The 19825-nt window shown below is 34.9% G+C and carries 22 protein-coding genes; 12 read left to right on the top strand and 10 right to left on the bottom strand.

Annotated features, from left to right (window positions below):
* Positions 1-432 precede the first annotated feature (432 nt).
* The 4 genes from CQ046_RS06895 to dnaA all read right to left on the bottom strand — a co-directional run bounded on the left by CQ046_RS06895 (position 433) and on the right by dnaA (position 3646).
* Complete coding sequence (locus CQ046_RS06895; RefSeq protein WP_105701542.1) at positions 433-1131, bottom strand: SAM-dependent methyltransferase; 699 nt, start codon at positions 1129-1131, stop codon at positions 433-435.
* Positions 1132-1135: 4 nt separating this feature from the next.
* Positions 1136-1636, bottom strand: coding sequence for a nuclear transport factor 2 family protein (locus tag CQ046_RS06890; protein ID WP_105701541.1), 501 nt, complete (start codon positions 1634-1636; stop codon positions 1136-1138).
* A gap of 5 nt (positions 1637-1641) precedes the next feature.
* Positions 1642-2091 (bottom strand): low molecular weight protein-tyrosine-phosphatase, encoded by a 450-nt coding sequence (locus CQ046_RS06885; protein ID WP_105701540.1) that lies wholly within the window; start codon positions 2089-2091, stop codon positions 1642-1644.
* A gap of 100 nt (positions 2092-2191) precedes the next feature.
* Complete coding sequence (dnaA, locus tag CQ046_RS06880; RefSeq protein ID WP_105701539.1) at positions 2192-3646, bottom strand: chromosomal replication initiator protein DnaA; 1455 nt, start codon at positions 3644-3646, stop codon at positions 2192-2194.
* A 135-nt stretch (positions 3647-3781) separates the two neighbouring features.
* Here dnaA and CQ046_RS06875 point away from each other — a divergent pair, with 135 nt between their 5' ends.
* The 5 genes from CQ046_RS06875 (at position 3782) to CQ046_RS06855 (ending at position 9263) form a co-directional block, all read left to right on the top strand.
* Positions 3782-4198, top strand: a complete 417-nt coding sequence (locus tag CQ046_RS06875) for an acyl-CoA thioesterase (protein ID WP_105701538.1) — start codon at positions 3782-3784, stop codon at positions 4196-4198.
* 261 nt (positions 4199-4459) lie between these two features.
* The gene (gene pheA / locus CQ046_RS06870; protein ID WP_105701537.1) at positions 4460-5308 is read left to right on the top strand and encodes a prephenate dehydratase; all 849 of its coding nucleotides are present in this window, start codon (positions 4460-4462) and stop codon (positions 5306-5308) included.
* A 353-nt stretch (positions 5309-5661) separates the two neighbouring features.
* Positions 5662-6372: a hypothetical protein gene (locus CQ046_RS06865; protein ID WP_105701536.1), complete on the top strand. Its 711-nt coding sequence runs from the start codon at positions 5662-5664 to the stop codon at positions 6370-6372.
* A 111-nt stretch (positions 6373-6483) separates the two neighbouring features.
* The gene (locus tag CQ046_RS06860) at positions 6484-8709 is read left to right on the top strand and encodes a DUF2339 domain-containing protein (RefSeq protein ID WP_105701535.1); all 2226 of its coding nucleotides are present in this window, start codon (positions 6484-6486) and stop codon (positions 8707-8709) included.
* A gap of 116 nt (positions 8710-8825) precedes the next feature.
* On the top strand, positions 8826-9263 hold the full coding sequence (locus CQ046_RS06855; RefSeq protein ID WP_105701534.1) for a hypothetical protein: 438 nt from the start codon (positions 8826-8828) through the stop codon (positions 9261-9263).
* Between the two features lie 49 nt (positions 9264-9312).
* Here the strand turns inward: CQ046_RS06855 and CQ046_RS06850 are convergent, their stop codons facing one another.
* Entirely contained in the window at positions 9313-10590 is a 1278-nt protein-coding gene (locus CQ046_RS06850) for a replication-associated recombination protein A (RefSeq protein WP_105701533.1), read from the bottom strand.
* A gap of 100 nt (positions 10591-10690) precedes the next feature.
* On the opposite strand from CQ046_RS06850, the gene yidD reads away from it, so the two are divergent.
* Both yidD and lgt read left to right on the top strand, forming a co-directional pair.
* On the top strand, positions 10691-10942 hold the full coding sequence (yidD, locus tag CQ046_RS06845) for a membrane protein insertion efficiency factor YidD (RefSeq protein WP_047423501.1): 252 nt from the start codon (positions 10691-10693) through the stop codon (positions 10940-10942).
* 449 nt (positions 10943-11391) lie between these two features.
* A complete protein-coding gene (lgt, locus tag CQ046_RS06840) occupies positions 11392-12258 on the top strand; it encodes a prolipoprotein diacylglyceryl transferase (RefSeq protein ID WP_105701667.1) in 867 nt (288 codons plus the stop codon).
* A 120-nt stretch (positions 12259-12378) separates the two neighbouring features.
* Here the strand turns inward: lgt and CQ046_RS06835 are convergent, their stop codons facing one another.
* Positions 12379-13896 carry an NAD(P)H-hydrate dehydratase gene (locus CQ046_RS06835; RefSeq protein WP_105701532.1) on the bottom strand — a complete coding sequence of 506 codons (1518 nt, stop codon included), beginning with the start codon at positions 13894-13896 and terminating at the stop codon, positions 12379-12381.
* Between the two features lie 246 nt (positions 13897-14142).
* On the opposite strand from CQ046_RS06835, the gene mscL reads away from it, so the two are divergent.
* A complete protein-coding gene (gene mscL, locus CQ046_RS06830; RefSeq protein ID WP_105701531.1) occupies positions 14143-14520 on the top strand; it encodes a large conductance mechanosensitive channel protein MscL in 378 nt (125 codons plus the stop codon).
* Between the two features lie 68 nt (positions 14521-14588).
* Here mscL and CQ046_RS06825 read toward each other — a convergent pair whose 3' ends face one another.
* Positions 14589-15548 (bottom strand): D-2-hydroxyacid dehydrogenase, encoded by a 960-nt coding sequence (locus tag CQ046_RS06825; protein WP_105701530.1) that lies wholly within the window; start codon positions 15546-15548, stop codon positions 14589-14591.
* 86 nt (positions 15549-15634) lie between these two features.
* Positions 15635-16045: a phosphoheptose isomerase gene (locus CQ046_RS06820; protein ID WP_089695560.1), complete on the bottom strand. Its 411-nt coding sequence runs from the start codon at positions 16043-16045 to the stop codon at positions 15635-15637.
* A gap of 328 nt (positions 16046-16373) precedes the next feature.
* Between CQ046_RS06820 and idi the strand changes: the two genes are divergently transcribed.
* The 3 genes from idi to gcvT are packed head-to-tail and all read left to right on the top strand — an operon-like array spanning position 16374 to position 18442.
* Complete coding sequence (gene idi, locus CQ046_RS06815) at positions 16374-16883, top strand: isopentenyl-diphosphate Delta-isomerase (protein ID WP_105701529.1); 510 nt, start codon at positions 16374-16376, stop codon at positions 16881-16883.
* A complete protein-coding gene (locus CQ046_RS06810) occupies positions 16883-17356 on the top strand; it encodes a hypothetical protein (protein WP_105701528.1) in 474 nt (157 codons plus the stop codon). The genes idi and CQ046_RS06810 overlap by 1 nt, the downstream gene beginning before the upstream one ends.
* Positions 17357-17365: 9 nt before the next feature.
* Positions 17366-18442, top strand: a complete 1077-nt coding sequence (gene gcvT / locus CQ046_RS06805) for a glycine cleavage system aminomethyltransferase GcvT (RefSeq protein ID WP_105701527.1) — start codon at positions 17366-17368, stop codon at positions 18440-18442.
* 56 nt (positions 18443-18498) lie between these two features.
* Here gcvT and CQ046_RS06800 read toward each other — a convergent pair whose 3' ends face one another.
* Together CQ046_RS06800 and CQ046_RS06795 are read right to left on the bottom strand one after the other, a co-directional pair.
* Positions 18499-18687 carry a hypothetical protein gene (locus tag CQ046_RS06800; RefSeq protein ID WP_105701526.1) on the bottom strand — a complete coding sequence of 63 codons (189 nt, stop codon included), beginning with the start codon at positions 18685-18687 and terminating at the stop codon, positions 18499-18501.
* 160 nt (positions 18688-18847) lie between these two features.
* Positions 18848-19201: an arsenate reductase family protein gene (locus tag CQ046_RS06795; RefSeq protein ID WP_105701525.1), complete on the bottom strand. Its 354-nt coding sequence runs from the start codon at positions 19199-19201 to the stop codon at positions 18848-18850.
* A 121-nt stretch (positions 19202-19322) separates the two neighbouring features.
* Here CQ046_RS06795 and CQ046_RS06790 point away from each other — a divergent pair, with 121 nt between their 5' ends.
* Entirely contained in the window at positions 19323-19790 is a 468-nt protein-coding gene (locus tag CQ046_RS06790) for an acyl-CoA thioesterase (protein WP_105701524.1), read from the top strand.
* The last annotated feature ends 35 nt before the right edge of the window (positions 19791-19825 follow it).

The raw sequence follows: 19825 nt of genomic DNA, 5'->3' as shown, positions 1-19825 counted from the left end.
AATTTTTCAAACCCTTGCCCTCTAAATCACTAAAGAAACACAAAAGGGATTAGCTTAAATTCAGCGAAAAACTTAAATTATAAAATTTTTAACAAAAATCAAATTAAACAAAATAAATTAGTTAATATTTTAAATTAAAACATAAAATAATAATTCATAACATATTATTATTAACATATCATCATGATGTGTTAAAGCATAAAAATAGGAAAAATTAAATAATTAATCACATGTTATTGAAATAAATTTTACTTGAATCAACCTTAAAGAGAGAAAAAAAGAGGTAAAATATTGTTATTGATATGACTGTTAATGAATTACCGAAATTTTTTTTCAATCAAAAAAAAAGAAAGGCTGAGAGAATATTTAATTCTTTCAGCCTGTAAATTGTAAAGATTCTTAAGATTACATTGAATCAAAAAAGAATAAAGCTTATTTCCCAAGTACAAATACTGCAGGAATTTTATGAAGTTCCGGCTTTTGTTTCTGCCAGTCTTTTATGGTTTTTGTCTTGATAAATTCATGTTCAGGATCGTTGATATTGGCCGCAATACAAAGCTTTGTATTGGGTGATAAAAACTTACACAAATCTTCAAAAAGCTGGTTATTCCTGTACGGTGTTTCCATGAAAATCTGCGAATATCCGGTTTTCTGAACGAGGCTTTCAAGATTCATAATATGTTTCTTTTTCTCTCCTTTATCAATAGGAAGATAGCCATGGAAAGTAAATTCCTGTCCGTTGAACCCACTGGAAATCAAGGCCAGGATAATAGATGAAGGTCCAGAAATAGGGATCACTCTGATATTTTTCTCATGACACCATTTTACAATCAGGTTTCCAGGATCTGCGATACATGGTAATCCGGCTTCTGACAGCAATCCAAAATCCTGTCCTTTCAGCATTAGTTCCTGAGCTTCCTTGATATCTGCATTTTCTGTGTATTTATCCAATAAGAATAATTTCAGATCTGCCTGCTTTTTTTCCGGAGCAAAAAACTTAACAACCTTTCGTGCTGTTTTCTCATTTTCCACAAAGAAATAATCTGTTTGCATGATATAATCCTTCAAAACAGGTGAAAAGTGGTTGATAGAAGTATTTTCTGATAAGTAAGCAGGGAGTAAAAAAAGCATTGTATTATTTTTTAGTTCTTTCGTTTAATGTAGGTTGTGGGAAGTATTTTGTCAAATCCATAGAAAAGGTAACGGAGGTGATTTTCCAGGTTCCATTGATCTTCATTAATGTCCAGATCTCTTTTCCCCAGTTTTCCATTTTACCGTCGTACCAAAAACTGTAATCGAAATTGGCAGAAGCTATTGCTCCATCTTCCACAATCTTAATATTGTCAAATTTTTCTTCAGATTTATCATCTTTAAAACTTTTGATAAAAGCTTTATAGTCGTCAGCAAAATAATAATCTGCCTTGGGATTTTTCTCCAGACGCTTAGCCTGCGTTCTATCTTTGTAAATTCCAGTCCAAAGCACCGGCTCCTGGAACAAGGAAAGATATTTGGCTTCATCTCTGGATTTAATACATCCCATGAAGTCGTCCATTACTTCACGGATTTCTGTTTCACCTTTGGTTTGGGCAAAGGTGAAATTAATGCTTAATAAAAGCAGTAAAAGCAGCTTTTTCATGAATATTATTTTGATATTTGGTTCCTGATAGCATCACACCCTTTATCCAAAAGCTGGAAAACCTTTTCAAAATCAGTCATATCCCCCCAATAAGGGTCCGGAACCTCAACATTTTTGTAATCTCCCAATTCTTCTAAAAACAAGGACACTTTCTGGCGTTCTTCTTCGTTTTTAGCTTTAGAAATTACCTCTTCACATACATTAATATCCATGCAGTAGATTTTATCAAAAGTTTCAAAGTCTTTTCTGGTTATAGGTCTTGATCTTTGTTGAGATATATCAATATGATGATTAAATGCAGTTTTAATGGCTCTTTTATCAGGGTGCTCGCCTTCATGCATTGAAATCGTTCCAGCTGAATCTACCACATAATGATCTGGTAGTTTTGCTTTCATAATACCTTCCGCCAAAGGGCTTCTGCATATATTTCCCAGACAAACCATTAGTATTTTCATATCCTGTTTTATTTAAAAAGAGTCTTTTATCATGACAAAACTAAATAAAAAATGAAGAATAAAACTATCCTTCATTTTAATTTATTTCAGCTCAATACTATTATTGTTTGATTCTTTCAGTAAGGTCTTTTACGTACTTCTTGATTTCTTTATCAATTTTAGAAACGTCTTTGATGGTATCGCAAGCATACATTACTGTAGAGTGATCTTTTCCTCCCATCTCCTCACCGATTTTACTAAATGTAGAATTGGTTAATTCTTTGGAGAAATACATAGCAAGCTGTCTTGGTAATGCAATCTCTCTTTTTCTTGTTTTTGACAGTAACTGCTCTTTTTTGATTCCAAAATAATCACAAACCACTTCCTGAATATAAGGAATGTTGATGACTTTCTTCTGGTTAGCAGCAATTCTGTTGATGGTTTCCTTTAATAATTCAAGACTCAGATCTCTCTTATATACTGTAGAGTAAGCGATCACCGAATTGATCACTCCGATAAGTTCTCTTACATTGGTTTTTGTTTCAACAGCAAGGAAATCAAGCATATCTCCCGGAAGAATAATCCCATCTCTACTTAGTTTATCTTCGATAATCTGTCTTCTTGTGGATAGATCCGGAGATTTTATTTCCGCAGAAAGTCCCCATTTGAAACGGGAAACAATTCTGTCCTGAATATCCATAATATCTGCAGGCGCTTTATCGGAAGTAAGGATAATCTGTTTTCCGTTCTGATGCAGGTGATCAAAAATATGGAAGAAACTATCCTGTGTAGCAGATTTTCCTGACAAGAACTGAATATCATCAATAATCAGAACATCTACCATTTGATAAAAATTAGCAAATTCAGTCTGCTTATGAGCTTTGGCAGCAGAGATAAACTGCTGGATAAACTTTTCAGAAGACAAATAAAGAACTACTTTATCAGGAAACTGATTTTTTACTTCAAGCCCAACAGCCTGACCTAAGTGGGTTTTTCCAACTCCATAACCTCCATATAAAAATAACGGGTTGAAAGCTGTTGCACCAGGTCTCTTTGCAATGGATCTGGCTACAGTGGCTGCAAATTTATTGCTTTCTCCTTCTACATAACTATCAAATGAATAGTCCGGCTTCAGGTTAGAATCTATATTTACTTTTCTAATTCCAGGAACTACAAACGGGTTTACAATATTAGCAGAAAAGCCTTGTGGCATTGTTTCCTGTGTTTTTGGGGTAGGAACGCTTTGTCCCTTGATATTCATGGTAACAGGTTTTTCTTCACCTTTTGGTCTGTTTTCCATCACAGAATACCATAATTTCACTCCTTTTCCAATATTTTTCTTCAGGGCAGCAGAAAGTAAGGACAAGTAATTGTCCTCTATATATTCCTTGTAAAAATCACTCGGTACGATCAACGTAAGGTTGTTAGCTACTAATGAAAGCGGCTGAACCTTGTCGAATAACATATCGAAAGATTTTTCAAGTTTTTTCAGGTCAGAATTATCTTCAGCTGCGTTCAGGTTATCACGCATAAACTGAAGGCATTTCTGCCATATCATCATTAAATTGTCATCCATTTTTATGCCCCGATTATTCTTTGTTTGTACTGTGTTTAGAAGGAAGACAAAGGTCTAATTTTTTCTTTTCAAAAAAAAATATTGGAGGTATTGATTATTTAAAAATATATTTGTATGTATAATTTAAGACCTAAAATGATACACACAACACACTCAATACGAGTACGTTACGCAGAGACGGACCCAATGAAATATGTATACTATGGTAATTACGCAACGTACTTCGAAGTAGCGAGAGTTGAGCTCTTCAGAAGCATAGGAATTTCATACGATGAAATTGAAAACCAAGGAATTTGGCTCCCTGTTTCAGACTACAAAATTAAATATATCCGTCCGGCTTTGTATGATCAAAAATTAGAAATTCATACTTATGTAAAAAAAATTCCGGGTGTAAGAATTGAATTTGAATATGAAATTTACAATGAAGAGCATATTAAAATAACAGAAGCTTCCACTACTCTTTTCTTTTTGGATGCAAAAACCAACAAAGTTATCAAGTGTCCGGATTTTCTTATGGAAATGATTGAGAAGAACTGGAAGGAAAGGGAGTAGTTAGCAGGTGGCAGGGATTAGGGATTTGAGAGGCGTTCAACAGAATACAGGTAGAGGCTATTAAAGTCAATAGTGAGTTTTGCTTCGCAAGTGAAGAGTGAATTCTTTAATACAGTTAAAATACCTATCTCTACTTAACCCATAAACAAAATAAACCAGCAACTCGCAACCCATAACAAACAAAACCGCAACACGCACTCTGTTTATGAATTAATTCGCACCTTTGTACCTTTATTTTAATCATCCCTTATATATTATATTATGAAGATTGCATTTTTGGGACCTCACGCCAGTTTCACCCAGCTTGCCACGGCACAGCTTTTCCCTGATGACGAGCTATTACCTCAAGCCAGTATTCTGGATTGTTTTAAAGCCGTTGAAAGCGGAGAAGCAGTAAAAGCGGTTGTGCCTTTGGAAAACTCCATCGAAGGAACCGTTTCTATGACGCTGGATTATCTATATAAAACCCCGTCTATTAAAATTGAAGCAGAAGCAGTAATGCCTATTGCCCATCACCTGATGATTCACCCGGAAAACTCTATTGAGAATATTGAAAGAATATATTCGCATCCGCAAGCTCTTGCACAGAGCTTCCACTTTCTGGACACACATTATAAAGAGATCCCAAAACAGGACTTCTCCTCTACAGCAGCGGCGGCAAAATTTGTTTCAGAAAATCCGGACACTCCTATTGCAGCAGTAGCCAACCAGTTTGCTGCTAATTTATATGGATTAAGGATCATCAACCGCGATATTCAGGATTTTGAACAAAATCACACCCGATTTATCATCATCTCCAAACAACAGAACAAATACCAAAATGACAAACTGGAAACTTTAGGGGAAAAATCAGGAATGCTGATTACGCTGCCTGAAGATCATCCAGGTGGATTACACCAGGTTTTATCTGTTTTCGCGTGGAGAAAGATGAACCTTAGCAAAATTGAATCCAGAACATTAAAGACCGGGCTAGGAAATTATTTCTTCTTTATTAATGTAGAAGGATCTTGGGAAGATGTTCTGCACGAAAATGCCCTTAAAGAGCTTGAATCTATTGAAGCCAATGTTGATTTTCTTGGAAATTACAAAGAATTTCTCCTGGAAAGCTAAACAAAGTCAACAAAAAATGATAAAAAACACTGCCATCAGGTGGTGTTTTTTCTTTTATATCTATTAAAATCACAAAAATTTTAAGAGAAGTCATTCAAGGGATAATAACTTCATTTTACACTATAATAACCCACCATTAAGGGAGAATTATTTTTTATTAAAACCCTTATAAACAGGATATTAATTAAAAAAGAAATATAATAATTCGTAATTAAATTATGACACCAAATTAATTTAAATACAAACATATATTTAAATATATTACATCATATTAATATTAAAATTAAAAATATCACAACGGTTGGTATAATTTTTATTGTATATTTGCTAAGCAACTAATTAAAATCTTGATCATGAAAACTAAACTTTACAGCTTAATGCTAGCGTGCGCAGCTATACCTCTATTTTCTCAAGTCGGTATCAACACAGCTACTCCAACTGCGACTCTAGATGTTAACGGAACATTGAAAGTTAGAGACGTTCCAGCAGCTACTGCACTTCCCGGATATCAGGTTTTAGCAGTTAACCAGGGAACTACTCAGGTCTTTTCTATGGATCCGGCAATATTAATAGCTGCCTCCGGAACCAATACCACAGTGTATAATGCAAGAAAAACTACAGGTGTCAATATCCTGAATTTAGGAGTTTTACCTTCAGATTTCCAGCCTGTCAACTTTTTACAAGCTGACAGAACAATAGGGAGTGCAGCTTTATTTACAAATGCTGATGGTTCTTATAATATTCCATCTACTGGTGTGTATGCTGTTGGCTTTGCATTCAGATATGGAACAGGATTACAGGCTTCATTGCTATCAGGTGCTCCAGGTATCGGAATAGCCAGAACCAGATCTGCAGTAACAACTCTGATAGATACACGCCCATTCAGCGGTATCAACCTTGCATTAGCAATTAACATTACATTTTCTGATTCCAGCATCAACTCCTTATATTCTTTTCAGGCGGGTGATAAAATTTCATTCGGACTTGTTGATACAGGAAATATCAGTGTAGGTTTGTTAGGATCCAGTGTTGCGTCCTTTTACGTCTACAAAGTATCAAACTAGTAAAACATATTGTTAGTTATCTATACCGTTAACCCATCGCTTATACTGTGATGGGTTAATTTTTTTAAATAGCTTTTCAAACATTTCTCTATATTTGATAAAACTAATGAAATGAATGAATTTGTTGCTGTTATAATCCTTATCATAATCTTTATCATTTTCAATAATCTGAATACTAAAATCAGAAAACTTGAAAAGGAAATCTCGGATCTTAATTATAAAATAAATAAGACTCCGGCTCCGGCTGAAGTGATTCATAAAAAAACTTCCACAGAAGAAACTATTGTTGCACAGCAAATACAACCTCATCAGATCTATCATGAAGATGTAAAACAGGGTGAAGGAGCCAAAGAAATACCAACACCAGAGCAAAAAGACTGGCTCACTCCTGTTTTTGATTTTTTAAAACAGAATGCACTGACCATTATTGGTATTTTCACCCTTGTTCTCGGAATCGGGTATTTTGTAAAATATGCTATTGATAAAAACTGGATCGGAGAAACAGCAAGAACTGCTATCGGATTGTGTACCGGAGCGGGAATTATCATTACCGGACATTTCCTCCGAAAAAACTATACCACATTTGCTTCTATCATAACCGGCGGAGGTATTGCCGTGTTATACTTCACAGCTACCATTGCTTTCCGGGAATATCATCTTTTTACACAGAATACTGCATTTCTTATTACTGCTTTGATTACCGCAGCCTCTATTCTCCTATCCTATTATTATAAGAGCGAGGTTTTGATTATTTTTTCATTAATAGGCGGTTTCGCTGCTCCATTGATGATCAGCACCGGACAAAGCAATTACCTTTTCCTTTTTATTTACCTTACTCTCTTAAATATAGGTATGCTGACAGCTTCTTTTCTTCAGCATTGGAAAAGCGTAGGATGGACAGCCTATCTTTTCACAACGGCCTATCTTTTTTACTGGACGAATGAGAGTACAGAATTGCTAAGCATTACTTTTTACCTGATCAGCTATGTGATTTTCTACATTTTTGCTCTGTATGATTATTTCAGGAAAAATGTACTTTCAACATCAGATATTTTAATACTTGCTTTAGCTAATTTTTCGAGTGTTCTCGGATTGCTTTACATTTTTGACACCCTAAATTATGAACCGCCAATCATCTTCCCTCTTATTTTTGCAGCCGTAAATTCCATTCTGCTATTTAGAGAATATGGTCAAAAAAACTTTGGTATTCCTTATTCTGTTTTTGCAGGACTGGTTACCAGCCTTATCACAACAGCTATAGCCATTCAATTCAAAACTCATCTCATCACCAGTATTTGGGCCATAGAAGCTACACTGCTTCTTTTCATCTGGAAAAAAACCGGACATAACATTTTCAGGATTTTCTTTTATATTCTTTTTCCAATGGTCATGATCGCTCAGATTGTAACGTGGACAGAATATCTAGGCACCAACGACTTTAATATTGTATTTAATCCACCTTTTATTACCAGTTCGTTTACCATAGCTTCTATTATTGCCAATTTATATTTATTAAGAAATACTAAACAGGAATCAAAACCCAATACCTTTGTTGAAGATCTCATTACCGTTGCCAGTTATGGAGTTATTTATATTACTTTTCTTCTTGAGATCACTTACCACATTTCAGATATGCCATGGGAAGCGATTACCAGCACAGGAATGCTATTTACGATTTACTATATTTTCTTCTTATTACTTTTCAGAAAAACATTAAATATCAGCAGTAACATCCAAACGGCTCTTATCTATCTGCTTTTTATTCTGGCAACCCTTAATTTATCGGCTTCAGTTTCATCAATTGTCCCCGCTATTTTAACAAAGAGGTTACATTTAAGTTTTTATTTACTGCATTTGCTTCAGTGGATACCTTTTATATATGTATGCTTCAGAATCATTCCTACTTCAGAGTTTAATAAACGTCCGATTTCTTATTGGATGCTGTCTTTGGCCGTTATTATTTGTATTAGTTATGAATTCCATCATTCTTATGTCTTGATGATCTCCCATGATATTCCTCATTCTTATGAAGTAAGTGAGCATTTCAATATTCTTTACCTTCCTATTATATGGACAATTCTTGCCAGTATTTTTATTTACACCGGCTTGAAAAAAGATATTCAGGAATACAACAAGATTGGTTTTGCACTGATAAGCCTTATGGTGTTAAAACTTTATGGTTACGATGTGTGGCAAATGGATAATATCTCAAGAATCAATGCTTTCATTGCACTTGGAATCATCTTATTATTAAGTTCTTTCGCTTTCCAGCGATTGAAAAACATGATAAGAAATATGGTTGATAAAAAAGATAAAACTGAAGATGGCACAGACTGATAATCGGGATAAAAGTTTTTATTTCTAAATAAAACGTAAAACAATTCAACAATTCATTCACATTTTATAAAAAATAACTATATTTATCACGTTTTTAACAGTTACATATTCTGATTATGAAAAAATTACTCTATTCTTTTTTAATACTATCTTCTGCTACTTTATTTGCACAGCAAAAAAATCCTGCTGTAAAGTTTGCAGTTGCTGATAATGCTATTGGAACAGTAGAATTATTCAATGCAAAGAAAAACGTATTACAGGTTTCGAAAGTATACAATTCTCCGGCAAATCTTCCCCAAAGTTTAAAAAAATACAGCTCTGTTTTTACAAAAGGGGTAACTGAATACAAATTCAAAAACGGAGAAAATGTATTTGACAGAATGGCACTATCCAATATGAATGCTCAATATAATCTTCCGGCAGATAACCCTGTATTTATTGAGGGATATGAATTTACGGACACAAGCACAATGATCTATCCTGAAATCACGAAAAGAGCAGAAACAAAAGATTACAACGGTAAGAAAACATTGTTTATCTATACTACCGAATAATTTGAATCATACAAAAAAGGATGCCGTTTGTCAGCATCCTTTTTTATTTCTAATATTTATTGTTCCATTTTTTCTTAAGCTCTTCGTAAATCTTCTTTTCCGTTGAATTATTACCGGGCTCATACAGTTTTACATTCCTGATTTCTTCGGGAAGAAAATCCTGTTCTACAAAGTTACCTTCATATGAATGGGCATACTTATATTCTTTTCCGTAATCCAGATCTTTCATCAGTTTTGTAGGAGCATTTCTCAAATGAAGCGGCACCGGAAGGTTTCCTGTTTGTTTCACCAAAGCCAATGCTTCATTAATAGCCATATAAGCAGAATTACTTTTAGGCGAAACCGCAAGATAGACTGCTGTTTCACTTAATATGATCCTCGCCTCAGGATTTCCAATGACATTGATCGCCTGAAAACAATTATTAGCGACCACCAAAGCATTAGGATTTGCCAGCCCTACATCCTCAGCGGCCAGAATAAGCATTCTCCTGGCAATAAATTTAATATCTTCTCCTCCGGCAATCATTCTTGCCAGCCAATATACCGCTCCGTTAGGATCTCCACCACGCATGGATTTGATAAAAGCAGAAATAATATCGTAATGCTGCTCTCCATTTTTATCATAAAGAGCCATTGTCTCCTGAAGAACTTCCAACACATCGGAATTAATAATTTTCGTTGTATCTGAATTTTTATACTGATTCAAAACCAATTCTACAGAATTGATCAATTTCCTGGCATCACCCCCGGAATATTGAATGAAAGCTTCTTTTTCAAGGATTTTAAAATCGGTTTCTTCATCTTTATTAAATCTTTCGGAAGCAATATCAATCAATTCCTCCAGCTTTTCATAACTCAAAGCTTTTAAAATATAAACCTGACTTCTTGAAAGCAGAGCCGAAACCACTTCAAAACTTGGATTTTCCGTAGTAGCTCCTATTAAAACAATCCAGCCTTTTTCTACAGCGTGCAGCAGTGAATCCTGCTGAGATTTATTAAACCGGTGAATCTCATCAATAAATAAAATGGGCGATTTTCCTGAAAACAGATTCTGTTTCTTAGCATCATCAATAACATCCCTTACATCTTTCACTCCTGAAGAAACGGCAGAAAGTTTATAGAACTTCCTCCCGGACTGCTCTGAAATAATTTCCGCCAATGTGGTTTTTCCTGTTCCGGGAGGGCCCCAGAGAATGAGTGAATTCAGGGTATTATTTTCGATCATTTTTCTGATCGTTCCTTTGTCGCCGGTAAGGTGCTCCTGCCCCAATACATCGTTCAGGGTTTTGGGTCTCAGTTTTTCGGCTAGTGGAATATTTTGATTCAAAGTAATTCTTTTTTAAGATCAATGTTCCGGATTTTTGATCACCGAAACTTATAACAAATTTAAACTAATTTTCATTTTTTTACCCTATTTTTGCATTGTTTTGAAACTTACATTCAATAAAATCATTACATTTCCACTGGTAATTTTGATAAAATTCTACCAATGGTTTATCTCGCCTTTACTTCCCAAAAATTGTCGCTACGAACCTACCTGTTCCCATTACATGATTGAATCACTTCGCGTTCATGGGATCTTTAAAGGTTTCTGGCTGGGATTTAAAAGAATTTTAAGATGCCACCCCTGGGGAGGAAGCGGTTATGATCCCGTTCCACCCAAACATAAATGTCAATAATCAAACTATTAAATCAATAGAAAATGAATACTATTTTTTTCAGAATTTATCTTGTGCTGTTTGCGTTCACAACGCAGCTTTTTTTTGCACAGGAATACCCTGGAGGTTTATCTGACGGAACTTTAGATGTCAACGGAAACAATGTTTCGGTAAAAATCTATTCCACTACAGAAATGGGAGACCTGACAGCTTTTCCGGACAGAGAATCAAATAAGAGCTATTCTTTTGTTGTGATCCTTAACGGATCCAGCCTTGAACCAGCTTATTATAATTATGCAGCTTCGGCGTTAGGAAGGTTCAAGGATTCTAAGTATCAGTTTTTTGATAAAAATTTTAAACTGATAGATGCTTCTGCTACTCCTGAGAATGTTACCTCCTTCAAATATGCAGTAAAATTAGCAAAACCTATCACAGATTCTGACAAAGTAGAACTTAAAACTTCCTTTAAAATATGGGATCCTTCAAAAGGGATTCATATCGGGTCTTTTACCCTTCATTTCTACAGTTTGATGTTTGTATTTGCCTTTGGTTTCGGCTATGTTTTAATGACCAGAATCTTTAATATCGACAATATCAACCAGAGATATCTCGAACCTCTTTTCACATGGACATTGATTGGGACTATTCTGGGAGCAAGATTAGGACATGTTATTTTCTATCAGCCGGAATTATTCAAAGAGGATTTCTGGAGTGTATTTTTACCAATCAGTACAAAAAATGGCTTTAAATTCACGGGATTTTCAGGATTGGCAAGCCATGGAGCTACTATCGCTTTGATTTTCACTACGCTTTATTATTCATTTAAAATCATCAAAAAGAATCCATTCTGGGTATATGACAGATTGGGTATCGTAGTAGCTCTGGGAGGTGCATTTGTAAGAATGGGAAACTTTTTCAATTCTGAAATTGTTGGTAAACCAGCTGATCCCAACTCTCCGTTTGCTCTTCTTTTCCCACAGCAAAGCAGTGAGTACGGTCTTACTGTACCTCGTTATCCCAGCCAGCTATTCGAAGCTGTAGGATATGTTCTATTATTCATTTTATTATGGATCTTATATAGAAAAACGGATAAAAAATATCAGCAGGGATGGTTATTCGGGTTGTTCTTTATTATTCTTTGGGCAATCAGATTCTTTGTAGAGTTCCTGAAAGAGCCACAGGGAGATGAATTCATCCAGATTGGAGGTCTGAATACAGGCCAGGTTCTTTCCATTCCTTTTATGATTGCAGGGGTAATTATTATGATCATTTCTAAGAAATTCAAGATCACTCCAGAAGAGAATGAGAAACCGGAATATATTGAAAAAGCTAAATAAGCAACCGGAAATTGAAAACTCCAGTTTTAAGATAAAAAAGGCAAGTTTGTAGTATTACAGACTTGCCTTTTTAATTATATAAGCACTCTAAGATTTCTCGTCTTTTTAAGTTCCTTTTTGTTACAAACTTACCTCTGCCTTCCTATTTAGTTCTTCAAAAACATTTCCGAATTCATCAATAACATTACTTGGCAACATTGCTTCTTTAGAATATTTTTCTGCAGCAAAATCAGCGGCTCTTCCATGAAGCCATACAGCTAAAATACAGGTTTCTTCCTCAGAATATCCCTGTGCTAATAGTGAGGTTAGAATTCCGGTAAGAATATCTCCACTCCCTCCTTTTGCCAGCCCTGAATTCCCCGTTATATTATAAAATATATTTCCTTGCGGAGTAATAACTTGAGTATGATGATCCTTGAGCACAATATAAATATCCAGTTCTTTTGCCTTGTCCTTTGCCAGCTCAAGCCTTTTAAAAGAATTTTCAGTACTTCCGAAAAGCCTTTCAAACTCTTTAGGATGAGGAGTAAGAATGGATCCTTTAGGTATTAATTTCAGGTTTTCCGGATCTTTTGAAGTGATATTCAAGGCATCAGCATCCAGAATTAATGGTTTTTCATAATTTTTCAGGAAATTCAGAAAGCTTTTTTCGGTTTCTGTGTGGATTCCCAACCCTGGTCCTACACCACAGGTGAAATCTTTTTCAATTTCAAAATTGGTGATCAACTTCTCTCCTCCTTTTATAAACATGGCTTCCGGACATGAAGTCTGAAGTATTTCGTATCCACATTCCGGTGCCACCGTAAAGATTAAACCAGCTCCGGTTTTTAAGGCAGATTTTGTAGTCAGCACTGCAGCTCCTATCTTTCCATAGCTTCCACCTATGATGGCTGCCTTACCAAAACTGCCTTTATGGGAAAATTCATTTCTAGGTTTAAAAATAGATTCTATCAGAGAATCATCTGTTACAAAATAGGCTGTTTCTGTATTTTCTGAATAAGCTTTGTTTAAATCTATATCCAATACTTCTACTTTTCCGGTATATTTTCCGGTTTCAGGATGGAGAAAAGTTCTTTTCCAACATTGGAAAGTCAGGGTATAATCAGCCATCAGAATAACAGGATCATGATCAAATATCTTATCCGCAGACAATCCGGAAGGGATATCAATGGATATTTTAATACTTTTTTTAGCATTCAACTGTTCTACAAGCATTTTATATTCTCCTTCCAGCGGTCTGGATAATCCGGTTCCGAAAAGAGCATCGATAATAATTGTTTTGTCATCAAAATTGTACTGTTCAATTTGATCAAATTTTCTTACAGATATTCCTGACATATCCCGAAGTCTTTTCAAATTTACTGAAGCATCTTCTGAAAATTTTCCTTTAGGATCTTCTACAAAGACATCCACATCAAAGCCTTTCAGATAAAGGAGTCTTGCTACTGCCAATCCATCTCCTCCATTATTTCCGCTTCCGCAAAATACGGCCAGTTTTTTATGATTTTTACAGTGTTCTGAAATCCAGTGTGCCAATGCTGTTGAAGCTCTTTCCATCAATTGAATAGAAGAAACCGGCTCATAGGAAATTGTAAACTGATCCCATCTGCGTATCTGTTCTGCGGTAAAAATTTTCATAGGTAAATCAAACTTTTAAGCAAATTACAAAAGATTTTTCATTATGATGCCACGTCAATAACAAAAATAAAGAGACCTCATTAATGAGATAATGTATCTGTAAAAAGCTGAAATATTCATTAAAACAAATTCTATAAATCCCTCATAAAATTCAATATTTTGGGAATAAAAAACCATAAAAAGTAGTGTTTTTTACATTTTTAAATTATATTTTTGTGTATATACTAATTAAAAAAAATATAAATTATGGGATTTGTTAAAGAATTTAAAGAGTTTGCCTTTAAAGGAAATGTTCTCGATCTGGCTGTCGGTGTGATCATTGGTGCAGCATTTGGTAAAATTGTTTCGTCATTGGTGGAAGATGTAATCACTCCTCTGATCCTTAACCCTGCATTGAAAGCAGCAGGTGCGGAAAACGTTGCCAAACTTACATGGAATGGCGTTGCTTATGGAAACTTCCTTTCGGCTGTCATCAACTTCCTTTGTATTGCTATGGTTCTTTTCTGGATTATCAAATTAGCAAATAAAGTTAACAAAAAAGAAGCTCCAGCTCCTGCAGGACCTACAGACGACCAAAAATTACTTACAGAGATCAGAGATTTATTAAAAAGCAAGAATATATAATCTGATAACAGTTTAAAAATAAAAATCACCTCCATGGAGGTGATTTTATTGTTTTATACCATTTCAAATTATTGAATTTGTAAGATACTTGAAATCTGCTCTGCCAGAGAAAGCCCAATTCTGTCCTGAGCTTCAAGAGTAGAGGCTCCTGTGTGAGGAGTAAGTGAAATTTTAGGATGATTAAGAATCTCCTTAGAAGGTGTTGGCTCATTAATGAAAACATCTAATCCTGCAAATCTTACTTTACCTGAATCCAAAGCCTGAATTAAAGCGGCTTCATTAATAACTCCACCTCTTGAACAGTTCACAACAGCCACTCCTTCTTTCATCATTTCAAACTCATTCTGACCAATCATATACCCATCTTTCTGAGCCGGAACGTGTAAAGTAATAAAGTCTGAATGTTTCAGCACTTCCTGTAACGGTTCAGTTTCGATATCAACATTGATAAACTGATTGTTGTAAAACTTCACTTTAATGCTTGCTTTTCCTACATTATTATCAGCGGCTACAACTCTCATTCCAAGGCCTAAAGCAATTCTTGCCACTTCCTGACCAATTCTTCCCATACCTACAATACCAATGGTTTTTCCTCTCAATTCGATACCGGCAGCATACGCTTTTTTAAGACCTCCAAATTCAGTATCTCCTACCAAAGGCATTTTTCTGTTGGAATCCTGAAGAAATCTTGCCCCTGAAAATAAATGAGCAAAAACAAGCTCAGCCACAGATTCTGAAGAAGCTGAAGGTGTATTGATCACGTGAATTCCTTTTTCTCTTGCATAATCTACATCAATATTATCCATACCTACTCCACCTCTACCAATGATGTCGATGGACGGACATCCGTCAATAATATCTTTTCTTACCTGTGTAGCACTTCTTACCAACAGGGTACGAATCTTATGTTCATTAATATAATCTACCAAAAACTCCTGTGGAACTTTTGTAGTAATCACTTCAAAGCCTTTTTCTGTCAATGCATCTATTCCGGATTGATCCAGGCCGTCGTTTGCTAAAACTTTCATAAAATATCAAGTATATTAAAAAATGAAAGATTTAAAAATTAAAGGAACTGGTTCACATTTAATTTTTAAATCTTTGAATTATATTTTTATTCTCCGTCTTCTTTGAATACTTCAATGGTCACTTGTTTTTCTACCAAATCCGTAAATCTCCCTTTATATCTTGTAGCTCTTACCAGGTGGTTGTCTATCCAGTGGTAATTTCCTCCTCTCGGTTTTCCGCAAAGCACGCTGTGGTATTTGAAACCATGCTTATCCAGCCAGTCGATAGTGATTTGTTTTAGATTTTCGGTTCTTGAAGTAAAAAAGCAGATCTGATGTCCTTCGTCATACCATTTGTTAATGGTTTCCAGTGCATCAGGGTATGGTTCGCAGGTAACCATTCTTTCCGGTTCTTCGTTGGGAACATCATCAGTAATGGTTCCGTCGATATCTATTAAGTAATTTTTTATTCCATCCTTTAGAATAGGACTAATGTGTTCAATGTATTCTAATTCCATTACTAAATATTAAAAAACAAATTTAGCATTTTTACAGGTATCAGACCTATGAATCTTCATTAATGTTAATATTTTACTATAAAAACTATTATTTAAAGAACAATATCAATATTTTATTAGTCATTTTATCACAAATGGTTAAAATTTTTCGTTTTGTTTTTTATCTTTAAACAAATAAATCTAACAATATAAAGAAAGTCAAATAACGAATTTGCCAATTTACTTCGAAGCCTTCACTACTTCTTCCCCCTCATTAAAGGTATTACAAAAAGCATGATGTTTATCTAAAAATTTCCAAAATACATTTATTACTCTTACATTTGTAGGAATGGAAGAATTTGTCGTTTTAGTAAATACTGAAGATGAAGTTTTAGGGCTGATGGAAAAACAACAGGCTCACATCAATGGCTTGTTACATCGTGCTTTTTCTGTGTTCTTGTTCAATAGTAAAGGAGAAATGCTTCTTCAGAAAAGGGCGTCAGGAAAATATCATTCTCCCAATCAATGGACCAATGCAGTATGCTCGCACCCGAGAGAAGGGGAAACTTATAAAGAAGGAGCAGTACGCAGACTGAAGGAAGAATTGGGGATAGAGGCAGAACTTTCAGAAAAATTCAATTTTATTTATAAAGCAGATGTGGGTGGTGGTCTTTGGGAACACGAGCTGGATCATGTATTTGTAGGAAATCACGAAGCTGATTTTAATTTGAATAAAGATGAAGTGGAAGAAGTCCGATTCATTACTCCTGAAGATCTGGATAAAGAAATCGCTGAAACTCCTGAAAACTTTACAGAATGGTTCAAAATCATTCTGGAAGAATATAAACACCATTTCTAATGATAAAAAAGATCTTATTTTCCGCAGCCGTTTTCACGGGAAGTTTATTTTTCGCGCAGAAAGCAAAAGTATATGAAAGCCCCAACTATTCTATTAATGTGCCTGAAGGGTGGAAATCTACTAATGACAGTGAGATTGTGAATATTTTTCCGACAAGTGAAATTGGAGCAATCACCATTTCCGAATACCACGGACTGGAACTTCCAAAAGAACAAATGAAAAAATTTGTTCTGGATCTTAATAAATCTACCGATCCGGAAAATAAAGTAAAAGAAAGCAGAAGCAAAAAAGGGTATACAGAATATTTCTACGAATATTTTGATGAAAAAGGAAAGCTGTATTGGATTACCAAAGCTTTCCAAAAAGATAAAGATCTATATCTGATTACCATCAACTGCGGTCAGAAATTCTGGAACGGAAATTATATGACTCAATTCAATGAGACTTTCAACAGTTTTAAAATAAAGAAATAAAAATTAAATATGAAGAAAACAGCCTTGTACGACAAACATGTTTCTTTGGGAGCTAAGATCGTACCTTTCGCAGGTTTTGAAATGCCTGTTCAATATTCAGGGGTTACAGAAGAACATTTTGCCGTAAGAGAAAAAGCAGGTTTATTTGATGTTTCCCACATGGGACAGTTTTTCATCGAAGGACCAGGTTCAAAAGATCTTTTACAGTTTGCAACGACCAATAATGTAGATGCGCTTGAAAACGGAAAAGCTCAATATTCTTGCCTTCCTAACGAAAACGGAGGAATTGTAGATGACCTTATCGTTTACAAAATGGAAGATGACAAATATTTTGTAGTGGTAAATGCTTCTAACATCGACAAAGACTGGAATCATATTTCAAAATACAATACTTTCGGGGCTAAAATGACCAATGCTTCTGATGAAATGTCATTATTGGCAGTTCAGGGGCCTAAAGCTACTGAAATTCTTCAAAAACTTACGGAAGTAAACCTTTCCGAAATCCCTTACTATCATTTCACTGTAGGAAGTGTTGCAGGAGAAAATGATGTGATCATTTCAAACACAGGATACACAGGAAGTGGAGGTTTTGAGATTTATTTCAACAACGGAAGTGCTGAAAAACTTTGGGATGCCGTAATAGAAGCTGGTAAAGAAGAAGGAATTATTCCTTGCGGATTGGCTGCCAGAGACACTTTAAGACTTGAAAAAGGATTCTGCCTTTACGGAAATGATATCGATGATACAACTTCTCCTATTGAAGCTGGTTTAGGATGGATTACCAAGTTTGATAAAGACTTCGTTTCTAAAGATGTTTTCGCAAAACAGAAAGAAGAAGGAGTTACTAAAAAACTAGTAGCTTTTGAATTGACAGACAAAGGAGTTCCAAGACACGATTATCCTGTAGTAGATGCTGAAGGAAATGTGATTGGAAAAGTAACTTCGGGAACACAGTCTCCAATGAAGAAAGTAGGTTTAGGTCTTGCTTACGTAGACAAGCCTCATTTCAAATTAGGATCTGAGATTTTTATTCAGGTAAGAAATAAGAACATTCCGGCAAAAGTGGTGAAAGCTCCTTTTGTATAATTGGAAAAAATAGTAAAAAGAGAAGAGGCTGTGAAAATCACAGCCTCTTTTTTTGTCTAATAACAGATACAGCATATTTTTCTGTCCGGAGAACAGACATCACCTACCCCGGGAGTATTGGAAATCACTCCGCCTGCAGGCCAACATAATGTATTACAGTTAACCGGAAGGGTTTTCCCTCCACCATTAATTTCCTTTAAAGCTGATCTGTTAAGATTCTTTGTTTTTGAAAAGTTTGTTTTCATATTATTAATTTTGGTAATACAAATATAATCATTCAAACCATAAAACTAACTAATATACAAATACTTACAAAAAATAAATTTTGGAGTATGATATAAAATTATCCGGCTTAATAATAAAAATCATTAAGCCGGATATATAGATTATTTACAATCTTATTACTTAATTTACACCAAAGAACTTCTGCAATTCTTCAACATTTTTCTTATCATTCCCTACAAAAATCTCCTTGTCTGTAATAAAGACAGGTCTTTTCAGGAAAGTATAATGATCCAGCAGTAATTCTTTAAAATCTTTCTCGGTTAAAGACTTCACATCCAATCCTCTCAATTTGATCTGAGTAGATTTTTTACTGAATAACGCTTCGTATGATTTTGTTTTTTTATGCATTTCAGCCAATTCTTCTTTCGTGATCGGCTCTTTTTTAATTTCGCGAAGTTTCCAGTCTGTAAGATCAAATTGGGCTAAAATTTTTCTGCAGGTATCACATGTGTTGAGATAAAATACTTTCTTCATTACTATTTCTAAATCTGTTATTGGTTAAAATTCCCTTTCATTGAAAGTTTCATCTTTCAAAAGTAGGATTTAATCTAAAACTTTGGAAATTATTAAATAACTTTATTCAAATTTTATAAAGATGCAGAACAAGCCTATTACTTTTCAGTTTATTTCGGAGCCTTCAGATGTTAATTACGGAGGAAATGTACATGGAGGAAGTGTTATGAAATGGATTGACCAGGCAGGTTATGCATGCGCAACAACCTGGAGTGGTAATTATTCTGTCACAGTATATGTGGGCGGAATTCGTTTTTATGATCCCATCAAAATCGGGGAAGTGGTAAAAGTAGATGCTCAGGTGATTTTTACCGGAACATCCAGCATGCATATCGCCATTAATGTCTTTTCGAGAAACCTGAAGCAGCCTAATTTTGAGAAAAAAACCCACTGTATTATTGTTTTTGTTGCGGTAGACGAAAATGGTAAAAAACTTCCTGTACCGAAATGGATCCCGGAAACAGAGGAAGAAAAGCAGCAGGAAATTTACGCTAAGCGCCTGATGGAACTGAGAACGCAGATTGAGGATGAAATGAAACCGTTTTTGTAAGAGCGGGTTTCGAGATTACGAGTTTCAAGGTTTAA

Source organism: Chryseobacterium sp. MYb7, from assembly GCF_002979455.1.
In the GTDB taxonomy this organism is placed as follows: Bacteria; Bacteroidota; Bacteroidia; order Flavobacteriales; family Weeksellaceae; genus Chryseobacterium.
The sequence above is the reverse complement of the archived record's forward strand: the minus strand, read 5'-3'. Positions and strand labels throughout refer to the sequence as shown.

Coding starts and splice junctions, on each gene's coding strand:
- CQ046_RS06860 (WP_105701535.1), top strand. CDS start 6,484: ATGAATGAATTTGTTGCTGTTATAATCCTTATCATAATCTTTATCATT.
- CQ046_RS06885 (WP_105701540.1), bottom strand. CDS start 2,091: ATGAAAATACTAATGGTTTGTCTGGGAAATATATGCAGAAGCCCTTTG.
- CQ046_RS06810 (WP_105701528.1), top strand. CDS start 16,883: ATGATAAAAAAGATCTTATTTTCCGCAGCCGTTTTCACGGGAAGTTTA.
- CQ046_RS06835 (WP_105701532.1), bottom strand. CDS start 13,896: ATGAAAATTTTTACCGCAGAACAGATACGCAGATGGGATCAGTTTACA.
- CQ046_RS06865 (WP_105701536.1), top strand. CDS start 5,662: ATGAAAACTAAACTTTACAGCTTAATGCTAGCGTGCGCAGCTATACCT.
- gcvT (WP_105701527.1), top strand. CDS start 17,366: ATGAAGAAAACAGCCTTGTACGACAAACATGTTTCTTTGGGAGCTAAG.
- dnaA (WP_105701539.1), bottom strand. CDS start 3,646: ATGGATGACAATTTAATGATGATATGGCAGAAATGCCTTCAGTTTATG.
- CQ046_RS06895 (WP_105701542.1), bottom strand. CDS start 1,131: ATGCTTTTTTTACTCCCTGCTTACTTATCAGAAAATACTTCTATCAAC.
- CQ046_RS06820 (WP_089695560.1), bottom strand. CDS start 16,045: ATGGAATTAGAATACATTGAACACATTAGTCCTATTCTAAAGGATGGA.
- CQ046_RS06790 (WP_105701524.1), top strand. CDS start 19,323: ATGCAGAACAAGCCTATTACTTTTCAGTTTATTTCGGAGCCTTCAGAT.
- CQ046_RS06890 (WP_105701541.1), bottom strand. CDS start 1,636: ATGAAAAAGCTGCTTTTACTGCTTTTATTAAGCATTAATTTCACCTTT.
- pheA (WP_105701537.1), top strand. CDS start 4,460: ATGAAGATTGCATTTTTGGGACCTCACGCCAGTTTCACCCAGCTTGCC.
- CQ046_RS06800 (WP_105701526.1), bottom strand. CDS start 18,687: ATGAAAACAAACTTTTCAAAAACAAAGAATCTTAACAGATCAGCTTTA.
- CQ046_RS06795 (WP_105701525.1), bottom strand. CDS start 19,201: ATGAAGAAAGTATTTTATCTCAACACATGTGATACCTGCAGAAAAATT.
- CQ046_RS06855 (WP_105701534.1), top strand. CDS start 8,826: ATGAAAAAATTACTCTATTCTTTTTTAATACTATCTTCTGCTACTTTA.
- CQ046_RS06875 (WP_105701538.1), top strand. CDS start 3,782: ATGATACACACAACACACTCAATACGAGTACGTTACGCAGAGACGGAC.
- mscL (WP_105701531.1), top strand. CDS start 14,143: ATGGGATTTGTTAAAGAATTTAAAGAGTTTGCCTTTAAAGGAAATGTT.
- idi (WP_105701529.1), top strand. CDS start 16,374: ATGGAAGAATTTGTCGTTTTAGTAAATACTGAAGATGAAGTTTTAGGG.
- CQ046_RS06825 (WP_105701530.1), bottom strand. CDS start 15,548: ATGAAAGTTTTAGCAAACGACGGCCTGGATCAATCCGGAATAGATGCA.